This is a genomic window from Halomicrobium urmianum (assembly GCF_020217425.1).
GTDB classification, from domain to species: Archaea; Halobacteriota; Halobacteria; order Halobacteriales; family Haloarculaceae; genus Halomicrobium; species Halomicrobium urmianum.
In genome coordinates, this window is record NZ_CP084090.1 from 1,793,216 (window position 1) to 1,806,781 (window position 13,566).

20 protein-coding genes are annotated in these 13,566 nt (G+C 69.6%); 9 read left to right on the forward strand and 11 right to left on the reverse strand.

Annotation, left to right across the window (positions count from 1 at the left end; all coding sequences use genetic code 11):
* Positions 1 to 16 precede the first annotated feature (16 nt).
* Positions 17 to 859, reverse strand: a complete 843-nt coding sequence (locus tag LCY71_RS08770) for an alpha/beta fold hydrolase (protein WP_225332781.1) — start codon at positions 857 to 859, stop codon at positions 17 to 19.
* Between the two features lie 151 nt (positions 860 to 1,010).
* Between LCY71_RS08770 and serS the strand changes: the two genes are divergently transcribed.
* Positions 1,011 to 2,393, forward strand: coding sequence for a serine--tRNA ligase (gene serS / locus LCY71_RS08775; protein WP_225332782.1), 1,383 nt, complete (start codon positions 1,011 to 1,013; stop codon positions 2,391 to 2,393).
* Between the two features lie 3 nt (positions 2,394 to 2,396).
* Here the strand turns inward: serS and LCY71_RS08780 are convergent, their stop codons facing one another.
* The 3 genes from LCY71_RS08780 to LCY71_RS08790 form a co-directional block, all read right to left on the reverse strand.
* The gene (locus tag LCY71_RS08780; RefSeq protein ID WP_225332783.1) at positions 2,397 to 2,690 is read right to left on the reverse strand and encodes a PRC-barrel domain-containing protein; all 294 of its coding nucleotides are present in this window, start codon (positions 2,688 to 2,690) and stop codon (positions 2,397 to 2,399) included.
* Between the two features lie 78 nt (positions 2,691 to 2,768).
* Complete coding sequence (locus LCY71_RS08785) at positions 2,769 to 3,095, reverse strand: nuclear transport factor 2 family protein (protein WP_225335897.1); 327 nt, start codon at positions 3,093 to 3,095, stop codon at positions 2,769 to 2,771.
* Between the two features lie 37 nt (positions 3,096 to 3,132).
* The gene (locus LCY71_RS08790; RefSeq protein WP_225332784.1) at positions 3,133 to 4,968 is read right to left on the reverse strand and encodes a redoxin domain-containing protein; all 1,836 of its coding nucleotides are present in this window, start codon (positions 4,966 to 4,968) and stop codon (positions 3,133 to 3,135) included.
* 169 nt (positions 4,969 to 5,137) lie between these two features.
* Between LCY71_RS08790 and LCY71_RS08795 the strand changes: the two genes are divergently transcribed.
* Both LCY71_RS08795 and LCY71_RS08800 read left to right on the forward strand, forming a co-directional pair.
* Positions 5,138 to 5,647 (forward strand): DUF367 family protein, encoded by a 510-nt coding sequence (locus LCY71_RS08795; RefSeq protein WP_225332785.1) that lies wholly within the window; start codon positions 5,138 to 5,140, stop codon positions 5,645 to 5,647.
* Positions 5,648 to 5,761: 114 nt separating this feature from the next.
* A complete protein-coding gene (locus LCY71_RS08800) occupies positions 5,762 to 5,968 on the forward strand; it encodes a hypothetical protein (RefSeq protein WP_225332786.1) in 207 nt (68 codons plus the stop codon).
* 91 nt (positions 5,969 to 6,059) lie between these two features.
* Here LCY71_RS08800 and LCY71_RS08805 read toward each other — a convergent pair whose 3' ends face one another.
* Complete coding sequence (locus LCY71_RS08805; RefSeq protein ID WP_225332787.1) at positions 6,060 to 6,524, reverse strand: response regulator; 465 nt, start codon at positions 6,522 to 6,524, stop codon at positions 6,060 to 6,062.
* A 205-nt stretch (positions 6,525 to 6,729) separates the two neighbouring features.
* Positions 6,730 to 7,773, reverse strand: coding sequence for an enolase-like domain-containing protein (locus LCY71_RS08810; protein ID WP_225332788.1), 1,044 nt, complete (start codon positions 7,771 to 7,773; stop codon positions 6,730 to 6,732).
* A gap of 126 nt (positions 7,774 to 7,899) precedes the next feature.
* Here LCY71_RS08810 and LCY71_RS08815 point away from each other — a divergent pair, with 126 nt between their 5' ends.
* Positions 7,900 to 8,049, forward strand: a complete 150-nt coding sequence (locus tag LCY71_RS08815) for a 50S ribosomal protein L40e (RefSeq protein ID WP_225332789.1) — start codon at positions 7,900 to 7,902, stop codon at positions 8,047 to 8,049.
* 285 nt (positions 8,050 to 8,334) lie between these two features.
* On the opposite strand, the gene LCY71_RS08820 is transcribed toward LCY71_RS08815, so the two are convergent.
* On the reverse strand, positions 8,335 to 8,946 hold the full coding sequence (locus LCY71_RS08820; RefSeq protein WP_225332790.1) for an MBL fold metallo-hydrolase: 612 nt from the start codon (positions 8,944 to 8,946) through the stop codon (positions 8,335 to 8,337).
* Between the two features lie 190 nt (positions 8,947 to 9,136).
* Between LCY71_RS08820 and LCY71_RS08825 the strand changes: the two genes are divergently transcribed.
* The 4 genes from LCY71_RS08825 (at position 9,137) to hisH (ending at position 11,337) form a co-directional block, all read left to right on the forward strand.
* The gene (locus tag LCY71_RS08825) at positions 9,137 to 9,319 is read left to right on the forward strand and encodes a DUF5786 family protein (RefSeq protein ID WP_225332791.1); all 183 of its coding nucleotides are present in this window, start codon (positions 9,137 to 9,139) and stop codon (positions 9,317 to 9,319) included.
* 79 nt (positions 9,320 to 9,398) lie between these two features.
* Positions 9,399 to 9,956, forward strand: coding sequence for an endonuclease dU (locus tag LCY71_RS08830; protein ID WP_225332792.1), 558 nt, complete (start codon positions 9,399 to 9,401; stop codon positions 9,954 to 9,956).
* A 79-nt stretch (positions 9,957 to 10,035) separates the two neighbouring features.
* Entirely contained in the window at positions 10,036 to 10,623 is a 588-nt protein-coding gene (locus tag LCY71_RS08835; RefSeq protein WP_225332793.1) for a uracil-DNA glycosylase, read from the forward strand.
* Between the two features lie 66 nt (positions 10,624 to 10,689).
* Positions 10,690 to 11,337: an imidazole glycerol phosphate synthase subunit HisH gene (hisH, locus tag LCY71_RS08840; protein WP_225332794.1), complete on the forward strand. Its 648-nt coding sequence runs from the start codon at positions 10,690 to 10,692 to the stop codon at positions 11,335 to 11,337.
* A 105-nt stretch (positions 11,338 to 11,442) separates the two neighbouring features.
* On the opposite strand, the gene LCY71_RS08845 is transcribed toward hisH, so the two are convergent.
* Together LCY71_RS08845 and LCY71_RS08850 are read right to left on the reverse strand one after the other, a co-directional pair.
* Positions 11,443 to 11,661, reverse strand: coding sequence for a HalOD1 output domain-containing protein (locus LCY71_RS08845; RefSeq protein ID WP_225332795.1), 219 nt, complete (start codon positions 11,659 to 11,661; stop codon positions 11,443 to 11,445).
* A 5-nt stretch (positions 11,662 to 11,666) separates the two neighbouring features.
* Positions 11,667 to 11,849: a hypothetical protein gene (locus tag LCY71_RS08850; RefSeq protein WP_225332796.1), complete on the reverse strand. Its 183-nt coding sequence runs from the start codon at positions 11,847 to 11,849 to the stop codon at positions 11,667 to 11,669.
* Between the two features lie 204 nt (positions 11,850 to 12,053).
* Here LCY71_RS08850 and LCY71_RS08855 point away from each other — a divergent pair, with 204 nt between their 5' ends.
* Entirely contained in the window at positions 12,054 to 12,716 is a 663-nt protein-coding gene (locus tag LCY71_RS08855) for a helix-turn-helix domain-containing protein (RefSeq protein WP_225332797.1), read from the forward strand.
* Positions 12,717 to 12,718: 2 nt separating this feature from the next.
* On the opposite strand, the gene LCY71_RS08860 is transcribed toward LCY71_RS08855, so the two are convergent.
* Together LCY71_RS08860 and LCY71_RS08865 are read right to left on the reverse strand one after the other, a co-directional pair.
* Complete coding sequence (locus tag LCY71_RS08860) at positions 12,719 to 13,009, reverse strand: DUF7344 domain-containing protein (RefSeq protein ID WP_225332798.1); 291 nt, start codon at positions 13,007 to 13,009, stop codon at positions 12,719 to 12,721.
* 94 nt (positions 13,010 to 13,103) lie between these two features.
* Complete coding sequence (locus LCY71_RS08865; protein WP_225332799.1) at positions 13,104 to 13,451, reverse strand: hypothetical protein; 348 nt, start codon at positions 13,449 to 13,451, stop codon at positions 13,104 to 13,106.
* Positions 13,452 to 13,566 lie beyond the last annotated feature (115 nt).

A 13,566-nucleotide genomic window follows, 5' to 3' on the forward strand; every position in this document is an offset into this window, starting at 1 on the left:
GCGCGGAGAAAAAAGGTCAGGGCGCGACCGCCGTCAGGATCGACTCCGCCTCCTCGACCAGCGTCGAGTAGTGGCCGGCGTCGACGACCGTCAGGTCGGGCTCCGGTAGCTCGCGGACGAACGCTTCCGCGGCGGCGAGGTCGACCGAGGAATCCCGGCGGCCGTGCCACAGGACGGGATCGGCGTCGCCGGGGTCGAACGGCCACTCCTGGGCCAGCAGCGGGTACTCGTGGGCCGGCCCCTTGCCGCCCTGCCGGAACGCCTCCGCGGCGTCCGTGAGGAGCACGTCCCCGGTCAGCGACTCCAGCAGTTCGCGGTCGGGCTCGGAGGCGCCGCGCTCGATGGCGGCCCGGAACCGCGAGCGCCAGTTGCGCGCGAGCCACCCCGTCGCGCCGAACAGTCCGCGCGAGACGCCCGGATACCGCGTCGCGGCCGCCATGCGCCGGTGGCCGTCCGTTGAGTGTTCCAGCGTCGGCGGCGGCCCCGGGCTGCTGACCAGCGCCGTCTCGGCCATCCGGTCGGGTAGCTCCGCGCCGCAGACCGCGGCGTGGGGGCCGCCCGCCGAGAAGCCGACGACGCCGAACCGGTCGATCCCCAGTTCCCGGGCCAGTTCGCAGACGTCGTCGGCCCAGTCGAGCAGATCCCTGTCGGGGTGAAAGTCCGAGCGGCCGAAGCCCGGCCGATCGGGCGCGACGAGCCGCAGGTCCCGCCCCTGTGCGACGTCGTCGAACAGCGACCACAGCAGCCGCGAGCCGGGGTTACCGTGGAAGCAGAACACCGGCCGGCCGTCGGTCCGCCCGTACTCCTCGTAGGCGAGTCGACGGCCGTCCGGGAGCGTCACCGTCCGTGGCTCTGTCACTGGTGTGCGTTCACCTGCCGTCGGCAAATGGGTGTTGGCTCTATCGTGCGGGGACGCTCCCCGCGATCGCCGGTGCCACGGTACGCCGCCGTGTGCGAGACGGCCACGGGGTATCGACACGTTAACCTCGCGCCGTCGAGAACGCTCGCCCATGCTAAGTAGGCAGTTCGTCCGGGAGAACCCCGAGACGGTCCGCGACGCCATCGAGGCCAAGGGCGTCACGGGCGTGGACCTCGACGGGATCCTCGAGATCGACGAGGAGTGGCGCGAGCTGAAGGCGGAGGGCGACGACCTGCGCCACCAGCGCAACGAGGTCTCCAGCCAGATCGGCGAGTACAAGCGCGAGGGCGAGGAGGAGAAGGCCCAGGAGGCCATCGAGCGTTCCCAGGAACTCAAGGAGGAACTCCAGCGGGTCGAGGACCGCGCGGACGAACTGGAGGCCGAACTGGAGGAGCGCCTGCTGGAGATCCCCAACGTTCCCCACGAGTCGGTCCCCTACGGCGAGGGCGAGGCGGACAACGTCGAGCGCTACCGCGAGGGGTTCGACGACCTGCGGGTCGACCCCGACGACGTGATCCCCCACTACGACCTCGGGGAGGAACTGGACGTGCTGGACTTCGAGCGCGGCGCCAAGGTCACCGGCGGCGGCTTCCAGTTCGTCAAGGGCGAGGGCGCGCGCCTGGAGCACGCCCTGATCCAGTTCATGCTGGACGTCCACCGCGAGCAGGACTACGTCGACGTGTTCCCGCCGATCCCCGTCAACAGCGAGTCCATGCGCGGCACCGGCCAGCTCCCGAAGTTCGCCGAGGACGCCTACCGCGTCGGCGACCGGCAGGAGGACGACTACGACGACGACGACCTGTGGCTCTTGCCGACGGCGGAGGTGCCCGTCACCAACATGTACCGCGACGAGATCCTGCTGGACGACGACCTCCCGATCAAACACCAGGCGTTCAGCCCCAACTTCCGCCGGGAGGCCGGCGAGCACGGCACGGAGACCCGCGGCTACGTCCGCGTCCACCAGTTCAACAAGGTCGAACTGGTCAACTTCGTCCGCCCGGAGGAGAGCTACGACCGACTGGAGGGCCTGCTCGACGAGGCGACCGAAGTCCTCGACCGCCTCGAACTGCCCTACCGCGTGCTGGACATGTGCACCGGCGACATGGGTTTCACGCAGGCCAAGAAGTACGACGTCGAGGTGTGGGCCCCCGCCGACGACATGGAGGACGGCCCCGACGTCGGCGGCCGCTGGCTGGAGGTCTCCAGCGTCTCCAACTTCGAGGACTTCCAGGCCCGCCGCGCCGGCATCCACTACCGGCCCGAACAGCACGAGTCGGCCGAGTACCTCCACACGCTCAACGGCTCCGGACTGGCCGTCCCGCGCGTGCTGGTGGCCATCATGGAGTACTACCAGAACGACGACGGCACGATCACCGTCCCCGAGGCGCTGCGCCCGTACATGGGCGGCCAGGAGATCATCGAGGGCCACGAGCCCGTCGGGGAGAGCGCTCTGGGGGAAGGCGACAGCGAGTAGCGCTCACTCGCCCCCGTCGCCGCCGTCGGCGGCCGCCTCGTCGTCGGAACTGGACGGTGCGCGCGTCCGGTCGACCACGAGATAGTCGTCCACGCTCTCGATGCACTCGGCCGGGAGGCGGACGCGCCCGTCGTCGTCGGTCTCGACGGCCTCGAGGGCGTCGTCCGGGTCGACCGTCAGCGTCTCGAGGTCGCCGGTCCGGAGGTTCACGGTCACGTTGTGGACGGTACCGATCGTCTCGCCGTCGGCGGCGAGCACCGGTCTGTCGGAGAGCTTCGTCGCGAGGACCTCTCGCATGTACTCGCCTGCGACCAGAGTGTAATTAAAACATAGGGTTGGATCTAGTGACACTCGGGCGGCAGCGGACTGCTCGGATCACCGCGTGTACGTCCGGATCTCTGCGATTCGCTCGCCGTCGAAGGCGAGAACGTCGACGAACCGCGTAATCTCGTCGCCGTCGGCCGAGAGCAGCCGCCCCTCGACGGCCACGCCGTCCGCGTCCCCGTAGATTCGGTCGATCGGGTGGCTGGTGTCCGTCTGCGGGCGCTCCTCGCGCATGAACCGGACGAACCGCTCGCGGCCTTCGAAGGTACGGTCGGGCCTGACCTGGCGGAAGTCGGGGGCCAGCAGATCCGCGAGCAGGTCGTAGTCGTCCTCGTCGAGCGCCCGGTAGTAGGTGCGGGCCGTCGCCTCGGCGTCCATACCGGTACCAGCGCCGCCGGCCACGAGAAAGCGGCGGTCAGCGGTCGCCCGGCATCCCCCAGCCGTCCGAGCCATCGTCGTCCGCTGATTCGGGTTCGTCGAGGTCGTTCTCGCCCTCGGTGTCGGCCCCGTCCTGATCGCCGCTTCCCTCGTCCCCGTCGAGTTCCTCCGCCGTCGGGATGTCCGCCAGGTCCTCGTCGCTGGCCCCCTTCGGCTCGTCGTCCAGTTCGGGTTCGTCGTCGGCCGGGCCGACCTCCAGCGATCCGGACGCGGCCGGCGGGACGCCGGCGTCGTCCGAGAGGTCGGCGTCCGGGTCCGCGGGGGCGTCGCCCTCCGGCGCGAGGGGATCGGACGCGGCCGCATCGCCGCCGTCGAGTCCGTCGCCGCCGCCCGTCGATCCGCGGTCGGCGGCGGGGTCGTCGACGGCGTCCTCGCCGGCCGCTCCGTCGCCGGCCGCTCCGTCGCCGGCCGTCTCGGGGTCGCCGACTTCGCCTGCGGGCTCGTCTCCCGCGTCGCCGTTCTCGCCGCGCCAGTCGACCGCCTCGGCGGCCGCCTGGCTCTCGGCCAGCTCTTCCGCCAGCGCCTCGAGTTCCTCCTCGTCGACCTCGCCGTCGATGTCGCCGCTGCCCGTCGATTCGGCGTCGTCGCTCTCGTCGTTCCGGTCGTCGTCGCTCGCTGCGCCGCCTTCGCCGGCGGCGCTGTTCGCGCCGTCCGCCTCGACCGCGTCGCCGTCCTCGCCGTTGGGCGGCGCGTCGACCATGCTCGTCGACTCGTCCGCCAGTTCGCCGGGATCGTCGTCACTGGCGGCCAGTTCTGCCTGGATCGCCGCCAGCTCCTCGTCGTCGATCCCGCCGTCTCTGTCCTCGCTGCCGTCGCCGTCCGCGTCGCCGTCGTCGGCCTCGGCCGCCGCGGCGACCGCCTCGTCGATGTCGGCGGCCAGGTCGTCGCCGCCCTCGTCCGGGAGGACGGACTCGTGTTCCCGGTCGGGCTCCCCGTCGGGCGGCCACTCGTCGGGGCCGATCGGATCGCCGATGTCGCGGGCCGTCGCGAGGGGGCGCTCCGCGTCCTGCCGCAGGCTCTGGGCCTCCGCGCCGGCGCCGCTGCCGTACTTGCTCGCGGACTTGGACAGCCAGTCGGCGGCCTGCCACAGCGCGGTCGCCTTCCGCTCGGCCAGGTCGTAGTGGGGCTCGTGGGCGGGGTCGTCGACGAACCGGACGGCGCTGTCGAAGTGGTCTGCGGCCTCCTCGAACTCCTCGCGGGCCCGCCGGAAGTCCGACTCGGCGAGCATCCACTCCGAGTCCGAGAACGAACCCATCGCGCTGGTGAAGGCCCGCCGCCCCTCGGTGTAGTGGGCGTGACCGATCCGGTAGCGGGCGAACGCGGTGTCGTCGCCGCCCGCGTCGGCGATGGCCGCCTTGATCTCCTCGACGGACGGGGTCTCGCCCGGGTCGCTCGTCCGCCAGGCGTAAGCGACGACGCCCTCGGGGTCGACGACGAACACGGCCCGGTCGACGAGCGCCTGGCCGAGGTCGCCCTCCGCGGCGACGCCGTACCGCTCCGCGACCTCGCGGCGCGTGTCGGCGAGCAGCGGCAGGCGCAGGTCGTACTCGTCGGCGAAGGCGGCGTGGCTGTACAGCGTGTCGGGCCCGACGGCCAGCACCGACACGTCCTTCTGCATCGTGAAGAGGTCCAGTTCGTCGAGGTCCGACTCCGCCCCGCAGGCGGGGTTGAAGTCGCCCGGGTAGAAGGCCACGACTACGACGTCGTCGCCGACGTACTCCGAGAGCGCTACACGACGGTGGTCGCCGTCGACCAGCGCTGGCAGCTCGAACCCGGGCGCCTCGTCGCCGTCCTCGATCACTGTCCCGTGCATCGACGTTGTATCACTTAACAGTGTTTGCGTTTCTCAGGCGCGATACCGGCCTCCTGAGCCTTCGCTGCCGACGGTAAGTCCCCGACGAACTTCGCCGCTGTTCAGTGGCGAATATCCCGCTACAGTTACAGTCGGCAGTGTTTTCCGGGGGGACCGACTACGCCGGAGCGTGGAACTGCACGTCCGCTACGAGGGCGACGACGACCCGGAGAAGTGCAGTGCGCGCCGACTCTCGCAGTTCGACCTGGCGGCGCTGCACGAATCGACGCGGTCGACGCCGTCCGGCATCGTCCTCAATCCCTTCGCCGAGCAGGCGCTCTCGCCCGCCGACCGGCGGGGCAGCGGGGCGCGTCACGACCGGCTGGTGGCGCTGGACTGCTCCTGGGAGACCGCCGAACGGGAGGCGTTCGACCTGGAGGGGATCCACCGATCGCTACCCTTCCTCGTGGCCGGCAACCCTGTCAACTTCGGCAACGCCTTCCAGCTGAACACGGCCGAGGCCTTCGCCGGGGCGCTGGCCATCCTCGGCGAGCGCGAGCAGGCCGAGGCGGTTCTGGAGCCGTTCAGCTGGGGCCACACGTTCCTGGAGCTCAACGAGGAGCCCCTCTCTCGGTACGCCGACTGCGCGGACTCGTCTGAGGTCGTCGCGGTGCAGGACGAGTATCTAGCGGAGGAGTGATACGATACCGTCGGCGACACGCGACGCTCTTTTATGAGCGTCGTACACCGGAGCCGGGGATACGGACGGCCCGCCACGCGCCGCTGTTTTCCGGGTTCGGTCCGAACGACCGGTATGGTCGACACAGAGACGCTCCGACAGGTCCTGCCCCACTACGTCGCGATGTTCCTGCTGGTGTTCCTCGTGCTGACGCTGGTCCGGGCGCTCGTGGGCGAGATCGGGTTCTGGGCGGAACTCGTCGTCATCGTCGCCGTCGTCTTCGCCTACCGACCGGTGGTGCAGCGGCTCGACGTCGCACCCGAGGCCTGGGAGCGCCAGTGAGTCTCCGCGCGGCCGTCGATCCTGTAGTAGAAATCGAGCGCACTGACACACTCGAAGGGAACCCGGGACGCCCTTCGACGTGTAACTCGCTTCAGGTTCTACTACAGCCGCCGTCCGCGTCGGGCGCGGGCGGGAGCGACGCGGTCGACAGCCAGAAGTCCGTGAACGCCTCGATCACGTCGGCGAACGCGTCCGGGTCGACGGGTTTGATCAGGCAGGCGTTGGCCTGCTTCCGGTAGGCGTCGATCAGGTCGTCCTCGGACTGGGAACTGGTGAGGACTACCACCGGGATCCGTCGCAGGTCGGGGTCCGCTTTGATCGCCTCGAGGACGGCGTATCCGCTCGTCGCGGGCAGGTTCAGGTCCAGCAGGACGATTCTGGGACGGGGCGCGTCGTCGTACTCGCCGCGCCGGGCCAGCCAGTCCAGCGCCTCGTCGCCGGTCTGGACGACGTGGAGCCGGCCGGGGAGGCCCCGCGTCTCGAAGGCCCGCTCGATCAGGCGGACGTCGCCGTGGTTGTCCTCGACCAGCAGGATGTCCGCGTCCGTCCCCGTCATCGCACTCGACCGTCCTGTGTGGGGTGGGAGCGGAACCCGTTGCTCGCTCGCCCGCTGCGGGGAGGCGACGACCGGCGGACCGCAGTGCGTCCGGGCAGCGTCCTCATGACGCCCTCGTTTGGGCCGTCCCTCACAGGTGACTTTCGGTCACTCGCCCGCCGTCGAGGTGACGGGGCCCGACGGCCGCACCCCCGCCTGCGTCGAGTCACCAGCCGAACCCGGCGCTCTCCGCGGGCGGGTCGAGCGGGCTGGACGGGAGGCCGGACTTCGGCTCGGGGTCGTTGTACGCCATCGGCGCGACGTCGTTGGGTGCGTCGGGGTAGCACAGCGACGCCAGCGCGTGGAGCTGGCCGCGGCCGACGCCCAACTCGAACTGGCCGCCGCCGTACAGGTCGATCCCCTCCCGCTCGCAGTAGTCGATCAGCCCCAGTACCGACTCGACGGTGCCACAGCGGGAGGGCTTCATGTTGAGCCACTCGGGCTCGAAGGGGAGTTCCCGGACGCTCTCGACGCCGGTGATCGGATAGTCCCAGGTGATCCGGTCTCCGTGGCCGTCAAGCACGGGTCGGGTCTCGTCGGTGAGCGCGGGGTCCTCGACCAGCGCCGCCGGGAACCCCTCGACGACGCGGCGGTAGAACTCCGCGCCCGGCTCCACGCTGACCTCGGTCCCCTCGTAGAGCCCCTTCAGATCCACCACGCGGACGGCGTCGGTCGCCGCCAGCGTCCCGATCAGATCCTCGTCCCACGCGGGCGTGGGGTCGAGTTTGAACTCCATCTCCGGGTCGACGTCGAGCCAGCGCTCCACCCGGTCGGCCGTCGGCGGGCCGTCGTCCTCCGGCAGCCGGGTCGAGACGACGAAGCGAACGGTGTCGTACTCGCGGTCCAGCGCCGCCCCCAGCGGCTGGCCGGCCTGCCGCAGCGCCAGGTCCAGCGCCGCGCTCTCGAAGGCCCACCGCCGGTAGTGACGAGAGGTCTCGCGGCTCGGCTGCTCGGGCCACAGGTCGACCTCGTCCAGTCGCTCGGAGAAGCCGTCCAGCGTGTACTCCCCCGCCAGGTCGACGTTCAGGTCCCACAGCGGAACGTGGTCCTCGCGCTCGTAGGTCACGTCCTCGCCCCGTCCGGTCTCGCCGTCCCCGCGCAGCGCGACGGTCGTGGTCGTCCGCGCGAACCCGCTGGAGGTGTCCCGCTCGCGCACGCCCAGTTCGTAGCCCTCAACGCGCAGCGGCAGGTCGGCGACGGCGTCGTACATGCCCCGTGGTTGACCCGCTCGGCAGTTAAGCGCAGGGTCTCGCGGCTCGTGGGTCGCTACGCTCTCCGCTCGCGCTGCCCGACCCGATTCGGAAACGCTTAACCGCGCCGACGGGTACCCACGCGTATGGCCAAGTTCGAGAAAGCGGAAAATCGGCTCCTGACCAAGCAGATCTGCATGCGCTGCAACGCCCGCAACTCCCCGCGGGCCGAGAAGTGCCGGAAGTGCGGCTACAAGAAGCTCCGCCCGAAAGCCGCCGAACCGCGCAGCGCCTGATCCGGTCCGCTTCTCTTCGTCGTTCTCAGTTCCCCAAGTAGCTGTTGCGCTGTCGTCCCTTCGGATCACGTCGTCTACTGCCGTCGCTCCGGTACGAACAACCAGAAAGCCCCTGCCGGCTCGACTCCCGGGCCTCGTTGCGGTCCTCGCTCACTCCGTTCGCTGTGGTCCTTACGTCGTCCGGGTTCGTCGAGCCGGCAGCCCCTTTCAGTCCCGTCCGCCTGGAAAGCCGAACCGGCCGGAGCTTTCTGGCTGTTTCCAGTACGCTCGTTACTGAACCGGTCCTTACTCGTCGGGGTACTTCGGCTCGCGCTTTTCGGCGCGCTCCAGCGCCGTCTCGACGACGTCGCGGACGTCGCCGCTGAAGGTGTCGCCGTGGCCGGAGTACATGTGTTCCACGCTGTCCGGTAGCCGGTCGAGCAGGTCGCGGATGGACTGGATGAGCCGCTCGCGGGACTGGCCGGCCATGTCGGTCCGGCCGAAGCTCCCGTAGTCGAAGGCGCCGTCGTCGTGGACCACGACGTCGCCGGAGAACAGCGTCGATTCGGAGACGTAGGCGACGTGGTCGTCGGCGTGGCCGGGCGTGTAGACGACGTCGAAGTCCTCGTCGCCGATGGCCACCTCGCTGCCGTCGGTCACCGGCTCGTCACGGAGCGGGTGGTCGTCGTAGGCGTACACCGTCGGGTCGAAGGCGTCGACGACGGCGTCCAGTTGCTCGACGTGGTCGCCGTGCTGGTGGGTCAGCACGACCCGGTCGAGGTCGTCGGTGTGCTCGCGGACGGCGTCGACGACGCCGTCGTAGGCACCCGCGTCGACCAGCGTCAGCGTCTCCCCGAGCGCCAGGTAGGCGTTGCAGGTGAACGACTCGGCGTCCTCGGTGACGGTGTGGACCTCCATGTGCGTGGCGTCGGCCGGCCGCCGCTTGTCTCTTCCGGCGAGGGCGACTTCGGACGAACCCGCACTCACCGCTCCGAAAGATGTCAGCGGGTAGTGTCATTCGTCAGACGGATAACGCCCGCGCTGCCCGGGTAACGACGGCCAGAACCGCCGAGTGATTTTTCAGGAAGAATCACGTAGGTGTTCCTGTATGGGGTTCGGGAGCTACGACGAGTCCGAACAGGAAAATCAGGAGTACGACGCCGATCTCGACGACGAGGACGGCGTTACAGCCGCGGAAAACACCCACGACGGCGACGTCGAGTACGAGTTCACCGCCTCGAACGACGAGCTTCTCGACCGTCTGGAGGACATCAAAGACGAGAACACGTGACAGCGACTGCTGTGACCCGTCTCCGGACGTCGCTGGCCACGGGGCCAGCGGCGACCGGCGGACGGGGACGACAGTCCGTATGAAAACCGGGGTGCGCGCCCTCGGCGTGGCAGAGTCGTACAGCGGTCAGACGAGCACCCTCGCAGGCTCGGTCGTCCGGGCGAGCAGAGTCGTCGACGGGTTCGTTTTCGGCGAGTGCACGGTCGGCGGGAGCGACGCGACCGACGCGATCGCGGCGATGGTCGAGCGGCTGGACCGCGAGGACGTGCGCTACCTCGTCGTCTCGGGCGTCGCACCGGCCTGGTTCAACGTGGTCGACCTGCGCGCGCTACACGAGCGGACGGGACTGCCCGTCCTGTCGGTGACCTACGAGGCCAGTCCCGGGTTGGCGGACGCCATCCGCGAGGCGTTCGACGACGAGTCGACGGCGCAGGACCGGATCGAGGCCTACCGGGCCCAGCCCGAGCGCCGGCCCGTGACGGTCAACGACGAGACGGTGTACGTCCGGGCGGTCGGTCTGGCCGACGACGAGGCCGCCGACGTCGTCCGCGGGTTCACGCCCGAGGGCGGCCGGCCGGAGCCGCTGCGCGTGGCGCGGCTGGCGGCGCGCGCAGCCGAGTCGTTCCGCGAGACCTGACCGAGGCCGCAGCCGCGCCGGGAGAGCGGACCGCGACCGAGGCAGCATCCCTTTTGCCGGTCCGCCCCAACGCGGCAGCATGGGTCACATGGACGGTCTCGAGGTCCCCGAGTGCGAGCGCTGTCCGGCGCTCGTCGAGTCCAGATCGCAGATCGTCAACGGCACGGGCCCGGGCGACGCCGACATCCTCTTCGTCGGCGAGGGCCCCGGCGCGCAGGAGGACCAGCAGGGCGAGCCCTTCGTCGGCCGGTCGGGCGACGTCCTCGACGAGGCGCTGCTGGAGGCGGGGCTCGACCGCGAGAACGTGCGCATCACCAACTGCGTGCGCTGTCGGCCGCCGGAGAACCGCGACCCAACGAAGGAGGAGCTGAACAACTGCCGGGGGTATCTGGAGCGGGAGATCGAACTCGTCGACCCCGAGCTGGTCGTCCCGATCGGCAAGGTCCCCTCCGAACACCTGCTGGAGCGGGACGTCGCCGTCACCACTGAGGCGGGCGACCTGGTCGACGCGGAACTGGGCGGGGGGCGCCGGCACGTCCTGATCTCGGTCCACCCGGCGGCGACGCTGTACGACCGCAGCCAGCGCGACGTCTTCTTCGACACCATCGAGGCCGCCGCCGACTACACGGACGAGGAGAGCGGCCAGAAGCAACTCGGCGACTTCTGACGGGGGAGCAGCCGGGAGTTTTGAAGGAAAGGGAAGCCACTTACCCCCGCTGGGCGAAGTGGGCGTATGGCCACGAAGCAGACCGCCGCCGAGGTGGTCGTCGTCGACTACGGGCTGGGGAACCTCCGGAGCGTCACCCGCGGGCTGGAGCGGGCCGACGCCGCCGTCAGGCTCACCGACGACCCCGCCGAGTTCGACGCCGCCGACGGCATCGTCCTCCCCGGGGTGGGAGCCTTCAGCGAGGGCATGGAGAACGCCGGCCCCTTCCGCGACGCGCTCGCCGAGCAGGCCGAGGCGGGCACGCCGCTGTTCGGCATCTGCCTCGGCATGCAGATGCTGCTGACCACCAGCGAGGAGGCCGCCCACGCCGGACAGGGCGACGTCGAGGGGCTGGACCTGATCCCCGGCCGGAACGTCCGCTTCGACGCCGACCAGACCGTCCCGCACATGGGCTGGAACGAACTCGACGTCGAGCGCGACCACCCGATCGTGGAGGGGATCGACGGCGAGTACGCCTACTTCGTCCACTCCTACTACGCCGAGCCCGACGACCCCGACGCCGTGGTCACGACCACCGACTACGGCGTCGAGTTCGCCTCCATCGTCGCCAACGAGCGCGGCAACGTCTTCGGCACGCAGTTCCACCCCGAGAAGTCCGGCGAGACGGGGCTGCGCATCCTCCGTAACTTCGTGGACATCTGCGCCGAGCGGTAGGTATCCGTCGCGCAGACTACGGTCCTCCGAACACGCAGCTACGAGCGAGTTCTTCGTTTCACCCGGCCGTCGGACTGCCGTCTCTCGGTAGTCCCCACCGGCGAGTCAGGCCACTTCGACGGTGACCTCGTCGCCCCCGTCGACGGCGACGACGTGGCCGTCGACGGTGAACTGGAGGGCCCACTCGCCGTCGTGCTCGGCCAGCGCCTCCAGTGCGTCGGTCTCGATGGCCTCGTACAGCGGTCGATCGAGTTCCAGCGGATCGACTCCGTCCGCCTCGGCGAGGGCTTCGATCACTCGCTGAACCACCGTGTCGTCGCCCACCGGTGTCAGTCCTCCTCTGTCTGATCGAGCGCGACCACTATGGCCTCCCAGCTGGTCGACCCGTCCCCGTTGCGACACAGCCAGGGGCCCTCGACGGTCACGCCGTTGTCGTGCGCGATCGTGATGAGACGCGTAAGGGCCTCCTCGAACTCCTCGTCACTCGTCACGGCTGGTATGTCGTCGGTCATGATGGATACGTGGGCGCTCGCGGGCGCGACGAATCGAGGTTGAACGCGGCGTCGGTTCGCGCGACCGGGCGAAATCGATCGTACGTATACGAACCGTCCCACTCGGTTATGAGTACCGACTACCCTGGTACACCATGCCTTTAAATATACCATGGCACGTCATGCAGGCTGTCTTTATGTATGACGTGACGACTCTCCTCCGTAATGAGTGTCATCGCGGACCTCAGAGTCCCCGCCCGGGATTTCACCCTGGGCGAGGTCCTGGCGGTCCACGGCGAGGCGACGGTCACGCTGGAGACGATGGTCCCGATCGGGGAGCGCACCGTGCCGCTGTTCTGGGTCACTGACGAGGCCCGCCCCACCTTCGAGCGCGAGGTCCGCGATCACGAGACGGTCGAGAGCATCCACCAGGTCGAGGTCGAGGATGGAAAGACGCTCTACGCGCTCGAATGGTCCGCCACGGGGGACAGTCTGTTCTCGGCGTTCCTCGACACGGACGCGAGCCTGTTGCACGCCACCGCGGCGTCTGAGTTCTGGCAGTTTCAGGCCAGGTTCCAGACCCACGCGGACCTCGCCGCCTTCAAGCGTCGCTGCGACGAGGCGGACGTCACCGTCGAGGTCAACCGGATCTACAACCCCACGCGTCCCGACAGCGGCCCCCACTACGGCCTGACCGAACCGCAGCGGGAGGCGCTGGTAGAGGCGGTCCGGAAGGGATACTACGCTATCCCGCGTCGCATCTCGACGAAGGCGCTGGCCGAGGAACTGGACATCTCCGACCAGGCGACCACCGAGCGGCTCCGTCGGGCGATCATCACGCTGGTCGAACACACGCTGCTCGCCGTCGAGGAGGAGGTCGACCGGTGACGCTACCGCTCGACCGCTCCCTTCGTCACGATGAACCCGAGGATCGGCCGTAGCTTCGAGTACGCGTCGCCCTGCCGAACGGTATCTGCCTCCCGGTCCCACTCGACGAACTCCGCGTCCGCGAGCATCGGGAGGTGGCAGTGGTGGAGCATGGCCCGTCTCGCCTCGGACTCTCCGTCCTCGCCGGCGTCAGCACACACCGACGCCGGTCGGACCCGATCCTCGGCGAGCAGCGCAACCAATACGTCCCGCCGGTGCTGATCGGCGAGCGCCTCGAAGATCTCGTCGTCCATGCCCGTTCGTTTGGTGTCGCCACTCTTGATCGCTTGCCATTGTGTATCATGCAGGGCGACGAGCGGTCGTGAATCCTCCGAAACGGGCGGAGGCCTAGAGGAAGTCCCGGACGTCGGAGTACCACATGTCGTGCTCGTCGGTGGCGTCGATGGCGGCGGCCACGCGGGCGGCGATGGCGTGCCAGCACAATTGGTCGGGGTCCTCGCGGTCGAGGTTGTACTCGGAGTCGGCGCAGGTGCAGCCGCCGTCCTCGACGACGTACTCGTCCTCGTGACCGACGACCACGGTGAAGTCGCGGTACTCCTTGACCCGCCGTTCGCCGACGGCCTCGATGGCCTGCTGGCCGCGGGTGCCGTGGACGGCCACGATGCGGTCGACTGCCTCGGGGGTGAGCTCGCCCGCGTCCTCGAGTCGTTCGACCCACTCGTCGACCGCGGTCATTGCCCTCGCTAGCGTGAGGACGGCCATAACACCACCGCATCGCGCTCTCGGCGACGCAGGGGCGGTCGTTCGCGGAGCGAGCCGACCGACCCGGGTCGCAGTCCCGACCTTCTTG